Origin of the sequence: Klebsiella sp. BIGb0407, assembly GCF_024807845.1 — a bacterium.
Lineage (GTDB): Bacteria > Pseudomonadota > Gammaproteobacteria > Enterobacterales > Enterobacteriaceae > JGM124.
The window spans coordinates 1,508,443-1,531,590 of the sequence record NZ_JANUEQ010000001.1 but is presented as its reverse complement, the minus strand read 5'-3'; the positions used below and the strand labels follow the sequence as shown (position 1 = coordinate 1,531,590).

General features: G+C 45.8%; 22 protein-coding genes and 1 riboswitch. Of the genes, 14 read left to right on the top strand and 8 right to left on the bottom strand.

The annotated features are described in order from the left end of the window. Window positions 1-82: 82 nt before the first annotated feature. Both M2387_RS07085 and M2387_RS07080 read right to left on the bottom strand, forming a co-directional pair. Window positions 83-925 (bottom strand): F-box protein, encoded by an 843-nt coding sequence (locus M2387_RS07085; RefSeq protein WP_259048141.1) that lies wholly within the window; start codon window positions 923-925, stop codon window positions 83-85. 253 nt (window positions 926-1,178) lie between these two features. Continuing rightward, a complete protein-coding gene (locus M2387_RS07080) occupies window positions 1,179-1,421 on the bottom strand; it encodes a hypothetical protein (RefSeq protein ID WP_259048140.1) in 243 nt (80 codons plus the stop codon). 754 nt (window positions 1,422-2,175) lie between these two features. Between M2387_RS07080 and uvrB the strand changes: the two genes are divergently transcribed. After that, a complete protein-coding gene (uvrB, locus tag M2387_RS07075; protein ID WP_259048138.1) occupies window positions 2,176-4,191 on the top strand; it encodes an excinuclease ABC subunit UvrB in 2,016 nt (671 codons plus the stop codon). Window positions 4,192-4,194: 3 nt separating this feature from the next. On the opposite strand, the gene M2387_RS07070 is transcribed toward uvrB, so the two are convergent. After that, window positions 4,195-5,103, bottom strand: coding sequence for a gluconeogenesis factor YvcK family protein (locus M2387_RS07070; protein ID WP_259048137.1), 909 nt, complete (start codon window positions 5,101-5,103; stop codon window positions 4,195-4,197). A 271-nt stretch (window positions 5,104-5,374) separates the two neighbouring features. Continuing rightward, window positions 5,375-5,512: riboswitch (molybdenum cofactor riboswitch) on the top strand. On the opposite strand from M2387_RS07070, the gene moaA reads away from it, so the two are divergent. The 12 genes from moaA to M2387_RS07010 all read left to right on the top strand — a co-directional run bounded on the left by moaA (window position 5,503) and on the right by M2387_RS07010 (window position 15,999). Further along, on the top strand, window positions 5,503-6,489 hold the full coding sequence (moaA, locus tag M2387_RS07065) for a GTP 3',8-cyclase MoaA (RefSeq protein WP_259048135.1): 987 nt from the start codon (window positions 5,503-5,505) through the stop codon (window positions 6,487-6,489). (Overlaps the previous riboswitch by 10 nt.) 23 nt (window positions 6,490-6,512) lie before the next feature. Beyond that, window positions 6,513-7,025 carry a molybdenum cofactor biosynthesis protein B gene (gene moaB, locus M2387_RS07060; RefSeq protein ID WP_259048134.1) on the top strand — a complete coding sequence of 171 codons (513 nt, stop codon included), beginning with the start codon at window positions 6,513-6,515 and terminating at the stop codon, window positions 7,023-7,025. Window positions 7,026-7,028: 3 nt separating this feature from the next. After that, entirely contained in the window at window positions 7,029-7,514 is a 486-nt protein-coding gene (gene moaC, locus M2387_RS07055; protein ID WP_259048132.1) for a cyclic pyranopterin monophosphate synthase MoaC, read from the top strand. Further along, window positions 7,507-7,752 (top strand): molybdopterin synthase sulfur carrier subunit, encoded by a 246-nt coding sequence (moaD, locus tag M2387_RS07050; RefSeq protein ID WP_259048130.1) that lies wholly within the window; start codon window positions 7,507-7,509, stop codon window positions 7,750-7,752. Before moaC ends, moaD begins: the two co-directional genes overlap by 8 nt. Beyond that, on the top strand, window positions 7,753-8,205 hold the full coding sequence (gene moaE / locus M2387_RS07045) for a molybdopterin synthase catalytic subunit MoaE (protein WP_259048129.1): 453 nt from the start codon (window positions 7,753-7,755) through the stop codon (window positions 8,203-8,205). It begins immediately after the preceding gene. A gap of 86 nt (window positions 8,206-8,291) precedes the next feature. After that, window positions 8,292-9,002, top strand: coding sequence for a Bax inhibitor-1/YccA family protein (locus M2387_RS07040; protein WP_259048128.1), 711 nt, complete (start codon window positions 8,292-8,294; stop codon window positions 9,000-9,002). 293 nt (window positions 9,003-9,295) lie between these two features. After that, window positions 9,296-10,813 (top strand): sugar ABC transporter ATP-binding protein, encoded by a 1,518-nt coding sequence (locus M2387_RS07035; protein ID WP_259048126.1) that lies wholly within the window; start codon window positions 9,296-9,298, stop codon window positions 10,811-10,813. Window positions 10,814-10,835: 22 nt separating this feature from the next. After that, window positions 10,836-11,819 (top strand): ABC transporter permease, encoded by a 984-nt coding sequence (locus tag M2387_RS07030; RefSeq protein WP_259048124.1) that lies wholly within the window; start codon window positions 10,836-10,838, stop codon window positions 11,817-11,819. Between the two features lie 14 nt (window positions 11,820-11,833). Then, window positions 11,834-12,865 (top strand): substrate-binding domain-containing protein, encoded by a 1,032-nt coding sequence (locus M2387_RS07025; RefSeq protein WP_259048122.1) that lies wholly within the window; start codon window positions 11,834-11,836, stop codon window positions 12,863-12,865. Window positions 12,866-12,960: 95 nt separating this feature from the next. Continuing rightward, window positions 12,961-14,196, top strand: a complete 1,236-nt coding sequence (gene mtnK, locus M2387_RS07020; RefSeq protein ID WP_259048121.1) for an S-methyl-5-thioribose kinase — start codon at window positions 12,961-12,963, stop codon at window positions 14,194-14,196. A gap of 9 nt (window positions 14,197-14,205) precedes the next feature. Next, window positions 14,206-15,297 carry an S-methyl-5-thioribose-1-phosphate isomerase gene (mtnA, locus tag M2387_RS07015; RefSeq protein WP_259048119.1) on the top strand — a complete coding sequence of 364 codons (1,092 nt, stop codon included), beginning with the start codon at window positions 14,206-14,208 and terminating at the stop codon, window positions 15,295-15,297. A 54-nt stretch (window positions 15,298-15,351) separates the two neighbouring features. Then, on the top strand, window positions 15,352-15,999 hold the full coding sequence (locus M2387_RS07010; RefSeq protein ID WP_259048118.1) for an L-fuculose-phosphate aldolase: 648 nt from the start codon (window positions 15,352-15,354) through the stop codon (window positions 15,997-15,999). A gap of 65 nt (window positions 16,000-16,064) precedes the next feature. Here the strand turns inward: M2387_RS07010 and M2387_RS07005 are convergent, their stop codons facing one another. Further along, a complete protein-coding gene (locus M2387_RS07005; protein ID WP_259048116.1) occupies window positions 16,065-17,048 on the bottom strand; it encodes a sugar-binding transcriptional regulator in 984 nt (327 codons plus the stop codon). A gap of 440 nt (window positions 17,049-17,488) precedes the next feature. Here M2387_RS07005 and M2387_RS07000 point away from each other — a divergent pair, with 440 nt between their 5' ends. Further along, window positions 17,489-17,896: a YbhQ family protein gene (locus M2387_RS07000; protein ID WP_259048115.1), complete on the top strand. Its 408-nt coding sequence runs from the start codon at window positions 17,489-17,491 to the stop codon at window positions 17,894-17,896. Here the strand turns inward: M2387_RS07000 and M2387_RS06995 are convergent. From M2387_RS06995 to hlyD, 4 genes are read right to left on the bottom strand one after another with little or no spacing between them, the layout of a single operon-like run. After that, the gene (locus tag M2387_RS06995) at window positions 17,858-18,964 is read right to left on the bottom strand and encodes an ABC transporter permease (protein ID WP_259048114.1); all 1,107 of its coding nucleotides are present in this window, start codon (window positions 18,962-18,964) and stop codon (window positions 17,858-17,860) included. The two genes, M2387_RS07000 and M2387_RS06995, sit on opposite strands and share 39 nt — an antisense overlap. Window positions 18,965-18,972: 8 nt before the next feature. Next, entirely contained in the window at window positions 18,973-20,112 is a 1,140-nt protein-coding gene (locus M2387_RS06990; protein WP_259048113.1) for an ABC transporter permease, read from the bottom strand. Continuing rightward, window positions 20,099-21,847, bottom strand: a complete 1,749-nt coding sequence (locus tag M2387_RS06985) for an ATP-binding cassette domain-containing protein (RefSeq protein WP_259048111.1) — start codon at window positions 21,845-21,847, stop codon at window positions 20,099-20,101. The genes M2387_RS06990 and M2387_RS06985 overlap by 14 nt, the downstream gene beginning before the upstream one ends. After that, on the bottom strand, window positions 21,834-22,841 hold the full coding sequence (gene hlyD / locus M2387_RS06980) for a secretion protein HlyD (RefSeq protein ID WP_259048110.1): 1,008 nt from the start codon (window positions 22,839-22,841) through the stop codon (window positions 21,834-21,836). The genes M2387_RS06985 and hlyD overlap by 14 nt, the downstream gene beginning before the upstream one ends. Window positions 22,842-23,148: the final 307 nt, after the last annotated feature.

The following is a 23,148-nucleotide window of genomic DNA, read 5'->3' as shown; positions in this document are numbered from 1 at the left end:
TTCAAGCTAACTGAGTTGGCGAAAATACACTGTATTATATTGTCCGTATAAGGACGGCGTTTGTGACTAATTTTTACTCATTTCACTTTCCTATAAGATAATGAAAAATAATACAACCTATTGCATGTAAGGATGGGTAATTAGACGTGCACATGACTATTTTGTTTTTATCCACGCCTTCTGGTGGTTTTCGGCACAAATAACTTCTTAGTTTTATTGCACTGAGTGCAACCAGGAGGCGGTCGTTGGAACTTTCTTCATTAAATATAGTATTGAATGCATGGAATATAAGTTCAATGGTTTTGTCGTTAAGGTCTTTTTCTCTAAAACTCAGACTTACAGTTCGGTTTGTAGATAAGCCTGATGAAGCATTTTCTTGTCTTAACATTATTCCCGGTATTAATCTATTATTTGAAAGCTTCATTATTTCGACTCCGCAGTGTGATAAAATATTACCACTCCAGTGTTTACCGGGTAGAGTGCAGTTGGATTCATATCTGGTGGCAATAGATATATTATTGGAGCTTGTACAGCATTTACCAATAGAAATGCGCTTTAGACACTGGAGGATATCGTCTTTTTTTTCATTTCTAACCATTTGTCTAATTGATTTAATATACATTTTTTCATAGGATGATTTTAATTCACCCGAGCATCTTTTTAATTTTACAGGTATTTCTTTAAGTGAGGTGAGTTCATGATGCATTCTTTTAGAGGTTAAATGTAAGTTTGCATAACTGAACCCATCCAGATTAAAAGCAATTTTTTGCTTTAATTCGATGGGGAGATCCATAAACTCGACAGGTTCATTTCTGACGTTGACAATATTCTTTATGGTTTTATTTTCATCTTTGTCTGAAAATAGCATTGAGGTAGGGGTTACAGTGTGTGGTGATATTGTGGAGCTGTCAGTTATATCGTTCATAATTTATTCTTTTTAATCCTAATGTAATAATTTTACTGATATGTGTTACTCCATTTAAGGTTACAGTTAATAATTTTAAAATCTATCATAAAAATATCTGCTTTTTTAATGATGCTAACTTTTAGATTGCATTCATTCTCGGATTTGGCAGCCTAACCAAGATAATCAAATTGGGACATTATTTTGACCTGACCCACTTAATCCCATTTTCAGGTAAAGAATGAGAAAGGGCGATAAAATGCCCCGAGGAGCACTACTTCAGTATGGCTGCCAGAAGACTACTGAATGCCGACCCGGTGATAAAAGCATGCTCCGTTGCCACCTCATCTTTTCGGATGTCTGCGAGCCTTGCGAGAGCGCTTTCGGCATCCGATGCGGATATCTCTTCATATAGCTTCTCCCACCCATCTTGCGTGAAAAAAGAGTGTTTTTCTTTATCATTACCTTCCAATGCAATGATTTTATTGTTTTTTTTAAAGAAAATGTATTCCTGCATAAGATCTCCCGGCAATAGATGAAAAGTTAAAAGAATTCTTTCCCATTGGTCGATATTTTTCATTCAGACAGGATTATAGAGCGTTTATTACTCTTACGCACATAAAACCATACTATCATTGTGCCTTTTGGCTGGATTTCCGGAGCCAGGAAGGCGAGCGGAAAAATACGATTAAATTCGACACAATCTATGCTGAGAAAACACCCCATTAACGTGGCTAAAACCCACGAAAAATCGAATTGTAAAAGCGAAAAAAATTACCGAAAATTTTTTTTTGGTCGAGAATAAAAAAAATCGGAAGGATTCGCAGGCGGCGAAGGATAAGGGCTTGACTTAGTTATCCACTATTCCTGTGGATAACCCTGTGCATTAGGGTTAGAAAACTAGATTGAAGCGAGCTCGGACGCGGGTTTCATCTAAATTGCTGCGAAAGCCGCCTTTATAATATAAATTATATTATTCAATAAGTTAAATAAAATCAATAACTGTCATAAATCTGACATCAAACGTAATGGTCTGAGAGACCCTCTATTGACAAATGTTAAAAGGCAAAAAAAACTGGGGATAACCTGACTTCATTCTAATTTTGTTCAGTAACCACTTTAAAGTGGTTAAAATACAAACTGCCATTGTCTTTTTTATCAACAATTAGAATGGCGGGGCTGGTGTTATATACAGTTTTTTCTGGAAATAATCCCTCTTGCAGGTAAAATGACCTCTTGGCTCGCGCATTTCTTCAGCAGGTAGTCTCTCCATGAGTAAAGCGTTCAAACTTCATTCTGCGTTTACCCCTTCAGGCGATCAGCCTGATGCCATTCGTCAACTCAAAGAGGGGCTGGAAGATGGTCTCGCACATCAGACACTTTTGGGTGTAACCGGATCGGGTAAAACTTTCACCGTGGCGAATGTCATTGCTGATTTGCAGCGTCCGACAATGGTGCTGGCGCCCAATAAAACGCTGGCAGCACAGCTTTATGGCGAAATGAAAGAGTTCTTTCCTGAAAACGCCGTGGAGTTTTTTGTCTCCTATTACGATTACTACCAGCCAGAAGCTTATGTTCCCAGCTCAGATACCTTTATCGAAAAAGATGCCTCGGTAAACGAACATATCGAACAGATGCGGCTTTCGGCAACCAAAGCCCTTCTGGAGCGCAGGGACGTGGTGGTAGTGGCTTCAGTGTCCGCTATTTATGGTCTCGGCGATCCTGATTTATATCTGAAGATGATGCTGCACCTGACAAAGGGCATGATTATCGATCAGCGGTCAATTTTACGCCGTCTGACCGACCTGCAATATACTCGCAACGATCAGGCGTTTCAGCGGGGCACTTTTCGGGTGCGCGGTGAAGTTATTGATATTTTCCCCGCTGAATCAGACGATTTGGCTCTGCGGGTTGAACTGTTTGATGAAGAAGTCGAAAGACTTTCGTTATTTGACCCACTTACCGGGCATATTGACTCCACTATCCAGCGCTTTACCGTTTACCCTAAATCCCACTATGTCACGCCGCGGGAACGTATCGTTCAAGCGATAGAAGACATTAAAGTGGAGTTGGTGGACAGGAAAAAAACGCTGCTGGAACAGAATAAGCTACTGGAAGAACAACGCATCTCACAGCGAACGCAGTTTGATTTAGAGATGATGAACGAACTGGGTTATTGCTCCGGGATTGAAAACTACTCCCGCTATCTGTCCGGCCGCGGCCCCGGCCAGCCACCGCCGACGCTGTTTGATTATCTTCCGGCTGATGGCCTGTTAATTGTTGATGAATCCCACGTTACTATTCCGCAAATTGGCGGCATGTATCGTGGCGACCGCGCGCGTAAAGAAAATTTGGTTGAGTACGGTTTTCGCCTGCCATCAGCTCTGGACAACCGGCCGTTAAAATTTGAAGAGTTTGAAGCGCTTGCCCCGCAGACTATCTATGTTTCTGCCACGCCAAGTAACTATGAACTAGAGAAATCGGGCGGTGATGTTGTCGAACAGGTGGTGCGTCCTACTGGCCTGCTTGATCCTATAATTGAAGTCCGGCCGGTGGGGACACAAGTCGACGATTTACTGTCAGAAATCCGTCAGCGCGTGCAGATTAATGAACGCGTACTGGTTACCACCTTAACCAAGCGCATGGCAGAAGACTTGACTGAGTATCTGGAAGAGCATGGTGAGCGAGTGCGCTATCTGCATTCAGATATCGATACCGTAGAGCGTATGGAAATTATTCGCGACTTACGTCTGGGAGAGTTTGATGTTCTGGTGGGTATCAACTTACTCCGTGAGGGGCTGGATATGCCTGAAGTCTCACTGGTAGCGATTCTTGATGCTGACAAAGAAGGTTTCCTTCGTTCTGAACGTTCCTTAATCCAGACCATTGGTCGTGCTGCTCGTAATATTAACGGTAAAGCCATTCTGTACGGCGATAAAATTACTGCATCAATGGCAAAAGCCATAAGCGAAACAGAACGTCGCCGTGAGAAACAACAGCGCTATAACGAAGAGCATGGAATAATCCCGCAGGGACTGAACAAAAAAGTCGTGGACGTCCTGCAACTGGGTGAGGGGATGGCAAAAACCAAAGGCCGTCAGAAAACCAAAGCACGCAGCGTGATAGAAGACGATGAAGTGGTTCTGACGCCGAAGGCCTTGCAGCAGAAAATTCAGCAACTGGAAGCTCAGATGCTGAAACATGCGCAAAACCTTGAGTTTGAGGAAGCGGCTCAGGTACGTGATAAATTGCAGCAGCTCCGTGCTTTGTTTATCTCTATCTCATAAGCGTTAACCTAGCTGCTGTAGCGTTTTCTCAATAGCAGCACGCAACAGCTGGCGGTCATGGCGATACTTCACATCGCAGGCCTCCAGCGGTTGCTGAATAATCAACCGGTTATTCAGCTGACTGGTATCAACCTGCGGGCTGACTATCACCGCATCAATAATGCGTTTACCAACATGCTGTTCTATTATCTCTAACTTCTCGTTCAGAGAAAGGCTTGCCGCTGCCGGGCTCAGTTCTTTGCCGAGATTACCGATATAGACGACCGGGGCGGAGGTGCGACGTAATGCCTGGTCCATCTCTTCAAGTAACAGAATAGGTAACAGGCTGGTATAAAAACTGCCTGGACCTATTAGCACCAAATCAGCTTCTGTAATGGCATCCAGAGCTTCACGTGTTGCCGGTGCTTTTGGGTAAAGCATCAAATCCTGCGGTGGCTCGGCCAGATTATCAATATTCACTTCACCGTAGATAGCATTACCCTGGCTATCCGTTGCCATTAAATCGACCGGATACTCGGACATGGGGATTAAAAAGGCATCTACTTTCAGTAAATTACGAATAAGATTGATGGCTTCCATAGGCCGTACGCTCAAGTGGTCGAGCGCTTTAAGCATCAAGTTACCAAGGTTGTGTCCGGATAACTCACCGTTGCCAGCAAAACGATATTCAAACATTGCTGAAGCGATACTAGGTTCGGTGATGAGCTGATTTAAGCAGTTACGCATATCGCCCCAGGCGATACCGCCTTCAGAACGTCGAATACGTCCTGTTGAACCGCCGTTATCGGTAGTAGTGACAATCCCGGTTAACCGGGAACCGAGAAACGCCAAAGAGGACATCACGCGGCCCAGCCCGTGTCCTCCACCCAAGGCGACAATCCGATCAAGATCCGCCAGCGTACGATTACGCATACTCATCCTTTTTAAGTGGCTCGCCTGTGAGGCTATATGACTAACGCTATGTCCGGTGCAGACATATGCGAGACAGATTAGAAGGCATAAAACACGCATAAGCTAGTGCAAAAACCACAAAAAAACGATCTCAGCCTACTCTTAATGATGTATATCAATCTGAATACCCGCATTTGGGACTATTCTTTTTATTAAAATTGAGGAATTTCAACGCTATATAATTATTTATATAGCGAAATATGAGATAGCACAAGGCATTCTGTCAGGTTACTATCTCAAAGACACACTCAAGCCTTGGTACCTAAGTCCGACGATAAGGTGCCCTGGCCGTGGCAATTTCAGCCACCAGGGTGCAGGAAGAAATGACTGCATCTCCCGTATTTTGGAAAGGTGTATTCAGTGACTCAACTTACCGATGCTTTTGCACGCAAGTTCTATTACTTGCGGTTATCTATTACCGATGTTTGTAACTTTCGTTGTAGCTACTGCCTGCCCGATGGCTATAAGCCCCAGGGTGTAGCAAACAAAAGTTTCCTCAGCCTGGATGAAATACGTCGGGTGACGCGTGCGTTCGCCAGTATGGGAACAGAGAAAGTGCGTCTGACCGGCGGTGAACCCTCTTTACGACGTGATTTCAGCGATATCATTGCGGCCGTTCGTGAAAATTCCACTATTCGTCAACTGGCTGTCACCACTAACGGCTATCGTCTGGCTCGTGATATCAAAACCTGGCGTGAAGCTGGCCTTACCGCTGTGAATGTCAGTATCGATAGTCTGGATGCACGTCAGTTTCATGCTATTACCGGACAAGACAAATTTCATCAAGTGATGGCTGGCATTGATGCCACTTTTGAGGCGGGTTTTGAGCGAGTTAAAGTCAACGCTGTGCTAATGCGCGATGTAAACCACCATCAGCTAGATACCTTTCTGAACTGGATCAAAGATCGCCCCATTCAGCTACGTTTTATTGAACTGATGGAAACCGGGGAAGGGCGTAGCCTGTTCCAGAAACATCATGTTTCGGGAAAAGTGGTGCGTGATACTTTGCTATCCCGGGGATGGATACATCAGATCCGCCAGCGTAGTGACGGCCCGGCACAAGTTTTTTGTCACCCTGATTACCAAGGGGAAATTGGCCTGATTATGCCGTATGAGAAAGATTTCTGTAGCAGTTGTAACCGGTTACGTGTTTCAGCTATCGGTAATTTACATCTGTGCCTGTTCGGCGAGCAGGGTATTGCTTTGCGTGATTTACTGGCAGAAGACGACCAGCAGACCGAGCTTGAAGCGCGTATTAGCGCTGCCCTGGCACAGAAAAAACAGACCCACTTCCTGCTTGATGGCCATACGGGTATCACCCAGAATCTGTCATTTATCGGCGGCTAAGTTACGCTGCCAGGAGAAAATTCATGAGTCAGGTGAGTACAGAATTTATTCCCGCACGAATTGTTATTTTGACGGTGTCCGGTCATCGTACTCAGGACAATGATACGTCAGGACATTATCTGCGTGATGCGGCAATTGAGGCCGGTCATGAGGTTCTTGAAAATGTGATAACAAAAGAAAACCTCTATCGCATACGAGCCTGTGTATCCCAGTGGATTGCGGATGAAAGCGTTCAGGTCGTGTTAATTAACGGCGGTACAGGTTTTACTGAAAATGACCAAGTGCCTGAAGCATTACAGCCGCTGTTTGATCGGGATATTGCCGGGTTTGGCGAGTTGTTCCGTATGCTTTCTTATGAAGATATTGGCACTTCGACCCTTCAGTCCCGGGCAATAGCGGGTATGGCGAACCGGACGTTAATTTTTGCTATGCCAGGCTCGACCAATGCCTGTCGTACCGCATGGGAAAATATCATTATGCAGCAGCTTGATGCCCGTCAGCGTCCCTGTAACTTTCATCCTCATATAAAGAATTAAACTATGTCACAACTGACTCATATTAATGCCGCGGGTGAAGCCCAAATGGTCGATGTTTCCGCTAAGGCAGAAACCGTACGCGAAGCGCGTGCCGAAGGCTTCGTCAGCATGCAGGCTAGCACCCTTGAGATGATTATCTCAGGGCAGCACCATAAAGGTGACGTTTTTGCTACCGCACGTATTGCCGGGATCCAAGCCGCAAAACGCACCTGGGAACTGATCCCGCTTTGCCATCCCTTATTACTGACGCACCTCGAAGTTAAACTGGAGGCGCAGCCAGAACACTCCCGGGTACGTATTGAATCGGTTTGCCGTCTGAGTGGTAAAACCGGAGTGGAAATGGAAGCGTTAACCGCGGCCTCGGTGGCGGCTTTAACCATTTATGATATGTGCAAAGCAGTACAAAAAGACATGGTCATTGGCCCGATACGTTTGCTGGAAAAAAGCGGCGGTAAGTCCGGTGATTTTAAGGTGGATCCCCATGATTAAAGTGCTTTTTTTTGCTCAGGTTAGGGAGTTAACCGGCTGCGATAGCGTCGAACTTGAATCCTGCTATACGGATGTTGAGCAACTGCGCGCCTCTCTCGCCGGGAAAGGGAGTCGCTGGGAACTGGCTCTGGAATCAGGAAAATTACTGGCAGCAGTCAATCAGACCCTGGTGAGCTTCGATACCCCTTTAGTTGATGGGGATGAAGTGGCATTTTTCCCACCGGTAACCGGAGGCTGAATGAATAATACCCGTATTCTGGTCTGCCAGCATGATTTTCAGGTCGGCGACGAATATCAATGGTTAGCTGAGTGTGACGATGATGGTGCCGTAGTGACATTTACCGGTAAGGTTCGTAATCATAATCTCGGCGACACCGTCAGCGGTCTGACGCTTGAACATTATCCGGGTATGACCGAAAAAGCGCTTGCAGAAATTATCACTGAGGCGAGAGGGCGCTGGCCATTACAGCGGGTTACGGTTATCCACCGTGTGGGCGAACTTCATGCGGGAGAGCAGATTGTTTTTGTTGGTGTCAGTTCGTCCCATCGTGACGCAGCTTTTGCCGGGGCTGAATTTATTATGGATTACCTGAAAACTCGCGCTCCTTTCTGGAAACGCGAAGCGACGCAGGAAGGCGGACGCTGGATTGAGGCCAAAGAAAGCGACGATAATGCGGCGAATCGCTGGTAAATATCATCCCGCTCAAGATGTGTTAATATTATACCGCAGATGGGCGTTATGCCCGAATCAAGACTTTACTCTTTAGAGGATACATCATGGACAGATTTCCACGTTCCAATGATACGATTGTTCAGCGTGCTAATACTGGTCTTCAAGCCTTTATGGCTCAAGTCTATGGCTGGATGACATGCGGTTTATTACTGACCGCTTTTATCGCCTGGTATGCCGCAAACTCACCTGCAGTGATGCAGTTTGTTTTTTCAAGTAATATCACTTTCTTTGGCCTGATCATTGCCCAGCTGGCACTGGTATTCGTTATTTCAGGCATGATCCATAAGCTAAGCCCCGGGCTTGCCACCTCACTGTTTATGCTCTATTCCGCGCTGACTGGCTTGACGATGTCGAGTATTTTCCTCGCCTATACCGCGTCTTCCATCGCCAGTACCTTTGTGGTTGCCGGTGGTATGTTTGGTGCCATGAGCATCTATGGTTACACCACAAAACGTGATTTAAGCGGTTTCGGTAATATGCTGTTTATGGCACTTATCGGTATTGTTCTCGCTTCTCTGGTCAACTTCTGGCTGAAAAGCGACGCTTTGATGTGGGCAATTACTTACATTGGGGTGATTGTGTTTGTTGGTCTGACCGCTTATGACACACAGAAACTGAAAAATATCGGCGAACAAATTGATACTCGCGATACCAGTATGATGCGTAAGTATTCCATCGTTGGCGCGCTGACCCTGTATCTTGACTTTATTAACCTGTTCCTGATGCTGCTGCGTATTTTTGGTAACCGCCGTTAATCGATAATATTGCGGTTACCCTGCTACAGCACTATCGATAAAGCAACAACTCTATAGCCACCTCAGCGGTGGCTTTTTTATGCGTCTTATGCGCATACCTTTCCTTCATCATTATTCATCTTTGTTTCTACTCTCACTCAAATAAAACATGACTCGCTTCACGCTTCCACGCAATTCCCCGCCGCCCGAAGGGATTAAAGTTGAATTGTTATCTTAGTCACAGACTGTTTACATTTGTAGTGTCATATTTTACATATGTAAACCGTATGTGAACATAAAGATGAGGGCTTGTGATGTCAGCACAACAAAACAACATGATTGAAATACGCGGCATCAAGAAGCAATTTGGCACCAACATTGTTTTGCATGAGATTAATTTAACTCTGCAAGGTGGAGAGATCCTTGCCTTGATGGGGGCGAATGGCGCAGGAAAATCAACCTTAGTCAAAATACTCAGTGGTATCTATACCGCCGATCGGGGTGCGATATATATCAATGGTGAAGAGTGTCAGATTAATACCCCGCAGGCAGCACGCAAAGCCGGAATCATCACTGTTCACCAAATTATTAATGATGGCGTTGTACAGGATCTGACTATTGCGGAGAATCTGTTACTGGACAGATTATGTGATGGTCGAATTCCACATTTTATTAATAAAAAAGTATTACACCAGCAAGCCAAAGAGATTGCCGATAATCTCGGATTAAGTTTTTCTCTGGATCAGCCGGTTTCTGAATTAGGGCAAGCTGAAAGGCAGCTGGTTTCTATTGCCCGCGCAGTTTCAGAAAAACCACGGTTATTAATTCTGGATGAACCGACTTCCAGTCTGTCAGATAAAGAGGCCGCTAATCTGTTTCGTGCGGTGAAAAAGTTGCGTGAGCAGAATGTGGCCATTATTTATATTTCGCATCGTATGTCCGATTTGCGTACGTTAGCATCAAAAATTGCCACTCTGCGTGAAGGTCGTATTGTCGGCCTGTTTGAACAACCGCTGGATTATGATGGTGCCGTTCACTCGATGCTCGGGCATGCCGTCGGCGAGATCCGCCATCAGTACGTGGCGGGTAATAAAGAAGTCATAAGCCTTAAAGGTGTGCGTTTAACTGAAACCTCACTCCCTTTTGATTTGCAATTCAAAACCGGAGAAGTGGTGGTATTGACCGGGCTGTTATCTTCGGGTTGTACTTCAGTGGTGGAAGGCATTTTTGGCATGCAGCCATTTCATGAGGGCGAAATTCTGCTTAATGGTCAGTCCTGGTCAGCGAAGAATCCAAGACATGCTATTGAAAATGGTATTTTTATGGTGCAGGAAGACCGCGGCAATAACGCAATTATTCCGGACTTTACTATTGAGCAGAATGTCAGCCTGCCATTTCTCGCCAAATTCTGTCGGGGGAGTATCGTCAACCGTCAACAAGAAAAAACTACCGTCGAAGCAGCGATTAAGCGGACTCATGTTAAATACACCGATGCAGAGGCATTAATGTCGACCTTATCAGGTGGTAATCAACAGAAAGCAATTATTGCTCGCTGGACGCTCGATGACTGCCAGGCTCTATTATTAAATGAACCCTTCCAGGGCGTAGATATATCTTCCCGCCGACAGATTGGTGAGTTATTAAGAAATACCGCACAAAACAGAGCCACTATTGCCGTTTGTACCGATATAGAAGAAGCGCTGGAGATCGCCGACAGAATTATTGTGTTTAATCATAATAATCTAGCTGGAATTCATCGCGTAGATAAAATAGAAATGCCAGTACTCATAAAACAAATAGCAGCTGCACCAGAAAAAGACATCGTTGAATAATAAGCACCTGAAGGAAGGGTTAATGAAAAATACACGTGAAATAGCGATCAGATATGGTCTGATCGTATTATTGGTGACGCTGTTTATTATATTTTCACTCGCGGAACCTGCATTTATCAGCACCATAAATATGATGATTATCCTGCAATCAGTATCGATTGTGGCCATTCTGGCATTAGGTGTGACAGCGACACTGGCCGTTAATGGGTTTGATCTTTCTATTGGTTCTACCGCGGCATTCTCGATGATGACGGCCAGTTATGTGATGGTGGTCTTTGATGGCGGAACCACACTGGCCATTGTTTCAGCGATAGGCGTTGGGGTCATTGTCGGTTTAATTAATGGCTTCTTAACCGTGCAGATGCGCATCCCCGATCTGCTGACCACGCTGGGAATGATGTTCCTGCTGTTAGGCCTGCAGCTTATTCCGACCGAAGGGCGTTCTATTTCTACGGGTATGACGCTCAGTAACGGTGAAACAGCACAAGGTAACTTTACTGAAGCTTTCTTATTCCTTGGCCGGGCTCGTCTGTTTGACATTATTCCGGTACCCGTTGTCATCATGCTGGTACTGGCGGTCGTGACTTACTTCTTCCTGGAAAGAACGCGTCATGGTCGCGTGATGTATGCGATTGGCTCTAACGAACAGGCATCACGACTGGCGGGTGCCAGAGTCAAATTCTATCGCTACGTTGCCTATGTGTTATCCGGTGTATTTGCCTCCATTGGCGGTATTTTGCTGGCAGCACGTATTGGTCGCGGTGATGTGAGCTCCGGTAACTCATTGCTAATGGATGCGGTTGCGGCAGCACTGATTGGTTATGCGGTACTGGGAGCCGCAAGACCGAATGCGCAGGGCTCTGCTATCGGTGCGCTGTTTGTCGGAGTACTGCTTAATGGTTTAACGATGTTGAATACGCCTTACTATACCCAGGATTTTATTAAAGGTCTGGTACTGGTTGCTGCGCTGATGTTCACCTTTGGATTATCCAAAAATCGCCGATAATAGAGGACACCATAATGAAAAGTATCAAGAAATTTGGTTTGTTATGTACGGTTATGTTGGGCGTAATGAGCACGGCGGGTGTTCATGCTGAAACTAAAGCACCCTTTGAAGGTAAGCAAAAACGCATTGCTCATGTCAGATATCTGTCGCAGGGCGATTTCCCTGAACTCTATCTGAAAGGGGTTAAGCGCCAGTCTGATGCATTAGGATTTAAAGTCGATGTTTATGATGCACGCCAGGATGCGGCACTCCAGCGTAGTCAGCTGGAACAAGCCATCATGAAAGGTTATGACGGTATTATTCTGCAGCACGGTTTCACCGACTCGTTAAAAGATCTGGCAGATATGGCGGTTAAAAATGGTATCAAGGTTGTGGCTTTTGATATCAATGCACAAAACCCGGCTATCCCACAGATTAACCAGGATGACCAGTTAATTGCTGAACTGTCTCTTGAGCAGGCGATGAAAGATAACGGTAAAGACTGGAAAGCGGCCTACGTGTATGTTCCGGGTATTCCGCCTCTCGACAGAAGGGACGAAGTCTTCACGGCCCTGAAAAAAGATAACCCGGGTATTGTTGAAGTGGCTCGCTTCGGAACCATGAGCAACCCTATTCCAAACCAGGTTGCCGATCAGGCTGCTGCGGTTCTGCGTGCGAATCCAGATATTAAAGTGATTTTCTCCCCGTATGATGAATTTGCCAAAGGAGCCAAAATTGCCGTTGATGAAGCCGGTTTATCCAAAAACGTTAAAATCTATAGCGCTGATATCTCGAATTCAGATATTCAGGCAATGCGTGAACCGGGAAGTGCATGGGTAGCAACGGCCACCACTAACCCGTCAGTGATGGGAGAAGTGAGTGTTCGCGCTCTGGCTATGTTGCTTAAAGGTGAGGAAGTTCCCCCATTAGTGACCGTACCACCGGTATTAATTACCCAGGAAACGCTGAAAGCCAATGATATTAAAAATATGGATGACTTACTGGCTAAAAATCCGGAATTCTCAAAGTCATCTGTTTTAATGCCAGCGTGGATGCCTCAGCCATAACCAATAAGTGGCCATATTAATGGCCACTTTAATCAGTTTAATTTTTGATGATTAAGTCGAGTGGTATTATGACAAACACTATACCTGATGGCTACATGCCTCAAACATGTGAAACCCTACCTGACTATTTAAGTGATAAATTACCGCAGGATTTAATTTTGGGTGGTTTGCCTGAATCCTGGACGGTCACAGAAGTGGGTGATGGTAATTTAAATCTGGTGTTTATTGTCTCCGGTAGCGAACGAACGATTATCGTCAAACAGGCATTACCCTATGTTCGTGCTGCCGGGGAAAGCTGGAAGCTTTCCATTAATAGGGCATTTTTTGAATATAATGTTTTATTGCAAGAATACAAATATGCCGGAAATGCTCTGGTACCAGAGGTCTATTTTTATGATCCACAGATGGCCATTTTTGCGATGGAATATCTTGCCGATCATATTATTTTAAGAAAGAAACTGATTGCGGGTGAGAAACAGCCTGGCCTTGAGCAAGAGATAGGGTATTTCCTGGCAAAAACATTATTCCATACTTCGGATATCGGTATGGATGCGGTAGAGAAGAAAGCTTTAGTAGCAAACTTTGCTAACAACCATGAACTTTGCAAAATTACTGAAGATTTAATCTTCACTGAACCTTATTTTGATGCAACCCGAAATAACTGGACCTCTCCGCAGTTGGATGACGATGTTCATGCCCTCTGGCAGGATGTCGATGTTATTCATATTGCGATGAAATATAAATACAAATTTATGACTGAAGCCCAGGCTCTGTTACACGGAGATTTGCATTCTGGCTCAATCATGGTTTCGGCAACTGATAGCAAAGTGATCGATCCTGAATTCGGTTTTATGGGGCCAATGGCATTTGATATTGGTAATTACATCGGCAACCTGTATCTGGCCTATTTTTCTCAAGCTGGACTGCAGCCTGATATCCGTCGTCGTCAGGATTACCAGGTCTGGTTATTAGGGCAAATTGAACAAACATGGTCGGTATTTGAGCAGGTATTCCGTCAGCTCTGGAGTGATAAGCAAAGTGGTGAAGCTTATCCCCATACTCTGTATCAGCGCCATGGGTATAAGTTATTGCAGCGCGCCCAGGATGACTTTTTCAAAACATTATTAGAAGACACCCTGGTCAATGCGGGGCTGGAAATGAACCGCCGTATTATTGGCTTTGCTGGCGTCGCTGATTTTAAAACCATTATGGATGCCAGTCTCAGAGCACAATGTGAGCGCTCAGCATTAAAAATGGCCCGGGAACTGATTGTTAATGCCTCTGTGCATACCAATTTTACACAACTCAAACTTTATGCATCCGCGTGTTAAGAGGTATTTATGAAGATTAAAGGAACCCACTACCGTTCGGTCTGGCTTGCAGAGGATGGTTATACGGTTGAAGTCCTCGATCAAACCAAGCTGCCTTTTGAGCTGGCAGTTATCCAACTGACCTCTCTGCAACTGGCAGCGACAGCGATTAAAGATATGTGGATCCGTGGCGCTCCGCTGATTGGTGCTGTGGCCGCTTATGGTGTGGCACTGGCCATGAAAGAGGATGCCAGTGATGAAAACCTGCAACATGCTTATGACACTCTGGTCGTCACCCGTCCGACAGCCATTAATTTAAAATGGGCACTCGACCGAATCTGTCCTCAGCTCAGCGAGTTACCGGAAACCGAGCGCCAGGCTGCGGCATACCGTATTGCCAGTGAAATCGCCGATGAAGATGTTGAACTCTGTAAGAGTATAGGCCGTAATGGTCTGGAAATTATTCGTAAAATTGCCGCCGGTAAGCCGAAAGGTGAGCGGGTAAATATCCTGACCCACTGTAATGCTGGCTGGCTGGCAACGGTTGACTGGGGAACTGCGTTATCACCTATTTATATGGCGCATGAAGAGGGGATTGATATTCACGTCTGGGTAGACGAAACACGGCCACGTAATCAAGGCGGACTAACGGCCTTTGAACTGGGATCGCATGGTGTGGCGCATACCCTGATTGCTGACAACGCCGGTGGGCACTTAATGCAGCATGGTGACGTTGATATGTGTATTGTTGGCACCGACAGAACCACTGCCCGGGGGGATGTATGCAATAAGATTGGTACTTATCTTAAGGCGTTAGCAGCGAAGGCAAATAATGTTCCTTTCTATGTGGCCCTGCCGTCGCCGACTATCGATTTTACCGTATATGATGGCGTAAAAGAGATCCCTATTGAGGAACGCAGTGGTGAAGAGCAATCTCATGTTTATGGGATTGATGCTTCCGGCAAACGTAGCTGGGTAAATACGGCGCCTGAAGGCACCGTTTGTGGAAACTTTGCCTTTGATGTCACGCCAGCAGAATTAATCACCGGGCTGATTACTGAACGTGGTGTCTGTCAGGCGAATGAATCCGCATTGCGAGCGCTCTTTCCTGAGCATGATTAATTAGTATTGAGGGATCCTGGCTCCCTCAATCACTCACCTGATAAGGTTTTTGCCATGAACAGAGAGCGTTTAGCGCAAGAAATCATTGATAGTTGTCTTGAAATGTCACGCCTCGGGCTTAACCAGGGGACTTCCGGAAATATCAGTGCTCGCTACCAGAACGGTATACTGATTACGCCGAGCGGTGTGGCCTACCATAAACTGACCCCCGACCAGATTGTTTTTGTCAGTTATGAAGGGAAAGCAGAAGCGAATAAAGTCCCTTCGAGCGAGTGGCTATTTCATCTTGCCTGTTATCATGCTCGTCCGGAATTGAATGCCGTGGTACATAACCATGCCGTGAATGCCACAGCGGTTTCAATTCTGAATCACGCTATTCCGGCAATTCATTATATGGTTGCTGTTACGGGGGGCAACACCGTTCCCTGTATTCCTTATGCAACTTTTGGTAGTTCTGAGCTGGCTGACAGTGTTGAGTCTGGAATTAAAACCAGCAAAGCTTTACTGATGCAGCACCATGGTATGATTACTATGGAAGTCAATTTAGAAAAAGCATTATGGCTGGCAAATGAAGTAGAGGTTCTGGCAAATATGTACTTAAAAATACTTTCGATAACCGCGGATGTCCCGGTACTATCGGCTGCTGAAATGCGGCGTGTTAATGATAAATTTAAAACCTATGGTTTAAAAACCAATAGCTGACTAATAAAATTAAAATGCAGGCTGAGAAAAAGGATTTCTTATACAAGAAATCCTTTTTCTTATGGCTATGATTGACAGTTTTTAAGATAGTACGCTGTTGCTTCATCAATAATCAGGTCAGAAACATAGCCGCCACGAATTGCCCCGAGAGTTGCCGTAAAGTTTTCTTCACCTACAGCAAGGAAAATACGACGTTTAATATTGCGGAGCTGAGCCAGGCTGATCCCTAAAATGCGCAGGTCGACTTCAGCAGGAATGTGATTGCCATCTTTATCATAAAAACGACCACAGATAACCCCGACAGCACCGAGTTCACGATAAATCCGCATCTCATTTTTAGAGAGTACACCACTGCGGATCAACGGATTATCATCCTGCACATTACCGACGACAAACAATGCTTTATTACATTTATTCAATGCGGAGAAGTTCGCCTGAATGATAGGTTCAGCCTGTAATTCCGCTGCCAGTGAGGCACTTGATACCACTGCCGGGACATGAAGATTGACGCAACTGCCAGAAAATTTGTTTGCAATCAATGACGAAGACTCAATCGTCGTAAAATCAGGCTGAGCAGGCATTGAACCGAGCATTTGTAATACTGTGACATTATTTAAGGGTTTAGGTGACATAATATGCCCCATTCTATGAATGGTTCGTCCCCATGCCACACCTAACAGATCGTTATCCTCGACAACCTGACTCAAATACATACCGCCAGCGCGAGCCAGATGCTCACGACGCGCGGCATTATCTATGCTGTCATTATCCTGATGACTATCAGGAATAATAATAACATTATATAAATTAAACTTGGTTTTTATATTGATAGCCAGTTCAATAGATGAAAATGACTTGGCGTCAAGACTAATATTAACATAACCTTTTTCACGGGCAGTTTGCAGATACTTTACGACAGTGACTCTTGAGATCCCCATCGTATTGGCAACCTCGGTTTGACTGAGACCATCCTGATAATAAAGCCATGTAGCATAAAGAATGGGGTCATTATCAAATAAACTACTACTTTGTTTCTCACTCTCATTCATTGCTATGTTCCACTCCGCCAGGCCATTAACTATTATTACATTGATAAATAAAAACTAATAGCGGCAACTGCATTAATCATCTTGTGTAGCAGAAAAATATAATCTGAAGATTATCGTTATGCTAATAAGTAATAAAATATTTCTGATATTTAGCTGCCCGGGCCAGTCAGAGCGATGGCCGATGGCTTACAGGGATTGTCGTCATTTCCCGCGAATCAGGGGGACCTGTTGGCTTAAAGAGCGATGAGAAGGGGAGATCCAGTGCGATAACAGCTGTGAAAACGAGTGAAATTTGTTCTTTATATTGTGTCCGGCGCCATATTTTTCACTTTTTTGGTAAATAAAATGTAATTTTTGTCACAAAAGGGACGCATGTGGATGATTTTTCCGTACACTCGCGTACTCTGAATATCAGTGAGAAAGAATGCAGGAGAGAGAATATGAAGTGGCAACAACGGATACGAGTAACAACCGGGTTAAGTTGCTGGCAGATTATGCTGCATCTTGCGGTTATCGGTGCGTTGCTGGTTGGCTGGAAAACGGCCTCCTTGATCCCGGTCGGGATTGGACTGTGTCTGCTTTACATCGTCACTGTAATTTTGATGTTTGCCTTTCAACGCTTTCGTAGCGGTACGCTACGGGATATTGGTGATTTTCTCGAAGAGTTAACCACCACCTGGTATTTCGGAACCGCGTTGATAGCCCTCTGGTTGCTATCACGAGTGGTACACAGTCCTTTATTACTGAGTATCGCAGGTCTGGCGATGATAGCGGGTCCCGCTATTTATTCCCTGGTCCATAAAGAGAAATCAGGCAATTTTTCGCCGAAACAGCCAGTACGCCGCTGATCCCGTTGTGGCCGCTATCACCAGTAGCGGCCACAAGCTATGCCAGATAACTCCAAAGTCCGCATCCTTCAGGTAGATTTGCTTAGTGATATCGGTGAAATGCCGAATAGGGTTCACCCAGGTGATATCCTGTAACCAGACGGGCATATTTTCGACCGGAGAAACATATCCTGATAGCAGAATGGCTGGCATCATAAACACAAACACGCCAATAAAAGCCTGCTGTTGCGTTGAACAGAGTGTCGAAATCAGCAGCCCGAACCCTACCAGTGAAAAACCATAGATAATCATGGTGAAATAGAACAGCAGCAGTGAACCTGAGAAGGGGATCTGATAACCCCAAATACCCACCGCTAATACAATAGTGGCCTGGCCCAGCGCCACTACTTGAGCAGGAATAGCCTTGCCAATAAAAATCTGCCAGGTCGCGAGCGGCGAAACAATCAACTGATCCAGCGTTCCCTGCTCACGTTCACGGGCGACTGAAAGTGAAGTGACAATTAGAATACCAATGGTGGTTATCAGTGCGATTAAAGAGGGCACCACAAACCATTTATAATCCAGGTTTGGGTTATACCAGTTACGGACAATCAGTTCGCTGTTATTGGATTTCGGCTGACCGGCTACTAATTCTTGCTGGTATTCTTTAACTATCTGCTGAATATAATTAGCCGCTATTTGAGCGCTGTTTGAGTTACGACCATCCAGCACGATATTCAAGGTTGTAGGGTGAAGCTGTGTCAAATTACCAGAAAAATGCTCCGGGAAGCGGATGACCAGCAGCGCCTTCTGATTATCAATGACTGGTGTGATTTCTGCGATGCTATTTAATAATAGTATCTCGCTAAAAGCACTCGCCTTAGCAATACGTTGGGTGAGCTCAACAGAGTGGATACCATTATCTTCATCAAAGATAGCAATACGGGTATTGGTAACCTCGAGCGTCGCTGCAAAAGGAAATACGATAACCTGAACCAGAACGGGTATAATTAATAACGCACGTGTTTGAGGCTCACGTAACAGTGACTGTAGTTCTTTACGGATTAAGGTCCATAAACGATAAAACATCTCTTCTCCTACTCGAGCCGACGCTTAGTCATTAAAGCCGTCAGGCCGATAAATATCACCGCGGCCGCCATCAAAAACAGCGTGTTAATAATCATTATGGATGCGACGTTTCCGGCAAGAAACAGACTCTGCAAGGTACTGACAAAATAACGGGCAGGAATAATATAAGTCACTGCACGAATAATGGCAGGCATACTGTCTATCTGAAAAATAAAACCCGATAGCATGATAGCGGGTAAGAAAGCCGCGTTAAGCGCGACCTGGGCTGCATTAAACTGATTACGCGTCAGGGTCGAAATCAATAGTCCCATTCCCAGAGTACTGAGTAAAAACAGACTACTGGTGACAAACAGTAATAACAGCGATCCGCGCCAGGGCACATCAAGAATAAATACGGTGACTGCCATACACAGCGTCATCGCCAGCATACCCAGAATATAGTAGGGCAGTAATTTGCACAGCAATAACTCGGTGCGGGTTATCTGTGTCGAAAGTAGAGCCTCCATCGTTCCACGCTCCCATTCCCGGGCAATAACCAGCGAGGTTAAAATAGCGCCGATCACCGTCATAATAATCGTGATGGCCCCGGGGATGATAAAATGTCGACTAATCGCCGCAGGGTTAAACCAGTAGCGAGTCTGTACCTCAATTAAGGGTTCAAATACCTCTCCTCGGTTTTCCGCGCGTTGTTGCTGCCAGATTTGCCAGATACCTTCCATATATCCTTGAATAAAGTTAGCGGTATTAGGTTCGCTACCATCGGTGATTATCTGGATAGGGGCGGTATCGCCAGGACGCGCCATTTTCTGATTAAAGTCGGGGGGAATAACCACAAGACCCCGAATATTACCGGCTTGCATCAGCTGAGTCAGCTGCTGACGGTTATCACTGATCGTTGGCTGAATGAAGGGAGAGGCGCTGATAGTATGGGTAAAATCAATGGCGTCACCATTTTGTTGCTCAACCAGAACACCAACATGTAAACGGCTGGAGTCAAGATTAATACCATAGCCGAAGATAAACAGCAGGAGCAAAGGAATAACTACCGCAATCAGCCAGCTGCTGGGATCGCGAATAATTTGTCGGGTCTCTTTGATGCAAAGCGCGCGTACACGTCGCCATGACAGCAGAGGATTATGACGGCTCACGGCTGTGCTCCTTATCCCACTGACCAATCAGTCCGATAAAGGCCTGTTCCATCGTCGGGTCGGGCGTTTCCTGGTCTGCAATCTGCTGTTTCAGCGCATCCGGGGTACCGGTCGCGATAAGCTTACCGTGGTAAACCAGACCAATACGATCGCAATACTCTGCCTCATCCATAAAGTGAGTCGTCACCATCACGGTGACGCCTTTGTTAACCATGCTATTAATATGCAGCCAGAACTCACGGCGAGTAATAGGGTCGACGCCTGATGTGGGTTCATCAAGAAACAGAATATCTGGCTCGTGCATCATCGAGCAGGCGAGTGCCAGACGTTGTTTAAATCCTAGTGGCAGAGACTCGGTGACGCTATTTACGATGTCATGAAAGGCAAAAGCCTCACACATATTCTCTATTTTTTCTGACTGTTTTTTTCCGCGAAGACCATAAATACCGGAGAAAAAAAGCAGGTTCTGCATCACAGTCAGATTACTGTAAAGGGAAAATTTTTGCGCCATATAGCCCAGATGCTGGCGTGCTTTACCGGAGCTTTTTTTCAAGTCCATTCCCAGAACTTGTGCATCTCCAGAGCTGGGCACCATTAACCCACACATCATCTTAAAGGTTGTCGATTTACCGGCGCCATTCGGCCCAAGCAGGCCAAAAATCTCTCCCCGCTTAACAGCAAAGGAAACATGGTCAGTGGCAGCAAAATCACCAAATTTCTTCGTTAGCGTTCTGGCTTCAATCACTGTTTCATCGGGATTGTGTGGCAAGGGTTGCAACATATTTCCCAGCGCAGATTCATTAAGCGCCATCCCCCCGAGTAAATCGATAAAGGCATCTTCAAACCGTGGCGTGGTCTCAATGATTTGTAAGCCGGGCAAATCAATAGCCTGAGATAGTTCGTCAATTCCGGTATTTCTGGCCAGCATTAAACGAACCGCATGACCCTGAATCACGGCATCTGTCACTTGTTCAAGTTTGAGTAAACGTTGCATCAGCTGACGATTATTCTCACCGGGATGGCTAACCAGTAATGAACGACCAGCCACTTTCTGGGTGAGTTTTTGCGGTGCCCCCTGATAAAGTAACTTACCGCCATTCATTAAGAGAATTTCCCGGCACTGTTCCGCTTCATCAAGATAAGACGTGCTCCAGAGGATCAGCATGCCCTCATCGGCCAGTTCGTGCACCATCTGCCATAATTCGCGCCGGGAGATAGGGTCAACGCCCACGCCGGGTTCATCAAGCAGTAATACTTTAGGCTGCCCCACCAGAGTGCAGGCCAGACCGAGTTTCTGTTTCATACCACCGGACAGTTTTCCTGCCAGCCGCTCGGTGAAAGGTTCCAGTGAGGTAAATTTTAATAGCCGCTGAAAGGTGGCTTCCCGGACGTCGTCTGCGACATCACGTAATTCTGCGTAGAGCGTCAGATTTTCCATCACCGTCAGATCTTCATAGAGACCAAACTTTTGTGGCATATAACCGAGAATAGCGTGTAAAGCGCGATCGTCTTTAATTGGATCAAACCCGGCAACGGATAGCTGACCTGTAGAGGGCGCGAGCAAACCGGCGAGCATTCTCATGAGCGTAGTTTTCCCCGCACCGTCCGGCCCCACCAGCCCGGTTACACCTCCGGCATAAATTTCACAGTCGAGACTGTAAACCGCGGGATGCTGAAGTGAGGGGAAGCTCTTGGCCACCCCTTGCAAACGAATCAGGTTATCAGTGCTGGCCATGGGCCGTACCGTCGTCAAAGGCTAAGGTGACGGGCATACCCTGACGTAAAATATCATCGGCATCAGTAACAATGACCCGCAGGCGATACACCAGATCGGTGCGTAAATCCGGTGTTTCAACCGTTTTTGGCGTAAATTCTGCGGTCGGTGAGACAAAACCGACTTTCCCGTGATAGGGCTTATCAGGACGACTGTCGGTATAAATTAGTACCTCTCGTCCGGGTTGCGCCTGACCAAGATTAGCCTCACTGACATAGGCGCGTATCCATACCGGGCGCGTCAGGGCCAGAGTCAGAACGGTGCTACCGGCATTAAGCAGCGTCCCGGGCTCGACGCTGCGAACCAGAATCGTGCCATCTGCCGGAGCAAGCAGCGTGGTATCTTGTAAATTAAGCTGGGCCTGTGCCAGTTGAGCGTTAGCCTGTTGAAGGACGGCCTGAGCCTGGGCTATTTCTTGCGGTCGATTCCCGCTGCGGTATTGACGTAACTTATCTTTCGCGGCAGTTAAGGCTGCTTTGGCTTGTTCACTGGCGACACGTGCATTCTGTAAATCATTGGCAGAGACCGCACGCGTTGCCCACATACCTTGCTGACGCTGATAGAAACTTTGTGCGTAGTCATAGGCCGACTGGGCGCTGTCGACCTGGGCTGCCGCTTGAGCAATCTCTTCGTCACGATAACCGGCAATAATTAAGTCATATTGTGCCTGAGCTGCATCAACATTGGCTTGTGCCTGACGAACAGCAATCTGGAATGGGGCATTGTCCAGCAACCCCAACGGCTCGCCTGATTTGATAATATCTCCTTCATCCACATCCAGAGCAGCCAGACGTCCGGTGACCCGAAAACTCATATTAACGCTACGAATATCAACATTACCGTACAGTGTCAGATGGGGAGTTTGCTGGTTCTGATAGGTTTTCCAGCCCCAAGAACCAGCTGCCAGAATGACTGCTACAACGATAATGGCAACAATCACTTTTTTACTGTTCATCGCATGCTTTCCTTTAGCAGAGAGATAACCTGAATCTTTTCTGACTGATACCTCTGTAGTAATCCGTGATAAACAGACCACCATTTTTTTGATGCCGATTTCTTAAAAATCAAGAAATTGATTCATTAAGAGTAAGTATATTTACCTGACCTGTCCAACTCCTGTGGTGCTTCTTTTGCTGATGCTTTAGATACGTGAGTTAGCCGTCCCGATGGGTGCGATGAACGATGATGAGATAAAACAAAGAAGCAGAGTTAAGCCAACATATCTGTGACTTGATGCGTATAGTCATTTTTTGAAAGAAATA

Bases quoted from the DNA above. Each gene is read 5' to 3' on its own strand.
- M2387_RS07085 (WP_259048141.1), bottom strand. From the start codon at position 925: ATGAACGATATAACTGACAGCTCCACAATATCACCACACACTGTAACC.
- M2387_RS07080 (WP_259048140.1), bottom strand. From the start codon at position 1,421: ATGCAGGAATACATTTTCTTTAAAAAAAACAATAAAATCATTGCATTG.
- uvrB (WP_259048138.1), top strand. From the start codon at position 2,176: ATGAGTAAAGCGTTCAAACTTCATTCTGCGTTTACCCCTTCAGGCGAT.
- M2387_RS07070 (WP_259048137.1), bottom strand. From the start codon at position 5,103: ATGCGTAATCGTACGCTGGCGGATCTTGATCGGATTGTCGCCTTGGGT.
- moaB (WP_259048134.1), top strand. From the start codon at position 6,513: ATGAGTCAGGTGAGTACAGAATTTATTCCCGCACGAATTGTTATTTTG.
- moaC (WP_259048132.1), top strand. From the start codon at position 7,029: ATGTCACAACTGACTCATATTAATGCCGCGGGTGAAGCCCAAATGGTC.
- moaD (WP_259048130.1), top strand. From the start codon at position 7,507: ATGATTAAAGTGCTTTTTTTTGCTCAGGTTAGGGAGTTAACCGGCTGC.
- moaE (WP_259048129.1), top strand. From the start codon at position 7,753: ATGAATAATACCCGTATTCTGGTCTGCCAGCATGATTTTCAGGTCGGC.
- M2387_RS07040 (WP_259048128.1), top strand. From the start codon at position 8,292: ATGGACAGATTTCCACGTTCCAATGATACGATTGTTCAGCGTGCTAAT.
- M2387_RS07035 (WP_259048126.1), top strand. From the start codon at position 9,296: ATGTCAGCACAACAAAACAACATGATTGAAATACGCGGCATCAAGAAG.
- M2387_RS07030 (WP_259048124.1), top strand. From the start codon at position 10,836: ATGAAAAATACACGTGAAATAGCGATCAGATATGGTCTGATCGTATTA.
- M2387_RS07025 (WP_259048122.1), top strand. From the start codon at position 11,834: ATGAAAAGTATCAAGAAATTTGGTTTGTTATGTACGGTTATGTTGGGC.
- mtnK (WP_259048121.1), top strand. From the start codon at position 12,961: ATGCCTCAAACATGTGAAACCCTACCTGACTATTTAAGTGATAAATTA.
- mtnA (WP_259048119.1), top strand. From the start codon at position 14,206: ATGAAGATTAAAGGAACCCACTACCGTTCGGTCTGGCTTGCAGAGGAT.
- M2387_RS07010 (WP_259048118.1), top strand. From the start codon at position 15,352: ATGAACAGAGAGCGTTTAGCGCAAGAAATCATTGATAGTTGTCTTGAA.
- M2387_RS07005 (WP_259048116.1), bottom strand. From the start codon at position 17,048: ATGAATGAGAGTGAGAAACAAAGTAGTAGTTTATTTGATAATGACCCC.
- M2387_RS07000 (WP_259048115.1), top strand. From the start codon at position 17,489: ATGAAGTGGCAACAACGGATACGAGTAACAACCGGGTTAAGTTGCTGG.
- M2387_RS06995 (WP_259048114.1), bottom strand. From the start codon at position 18,964: ATGTTTTATCGTTTATGGACCTTAATCCGTAAAGAACTACAGTCACTG.
- M2387_RS06985 (WP_259048111.1), bottom strand. From the start codon at position 21,847: ATGGCCAGCACTGATAACCTGATTCGTTTGCAAGGGGTGGCCAAGAGC.
- hlyD (WP_259048110.1), bottom strand. From the start codon at position 22,841: ATGAACAGTAAAAAAGTGATTGTTGCCATTATCGTTGTAGCAGTCATT.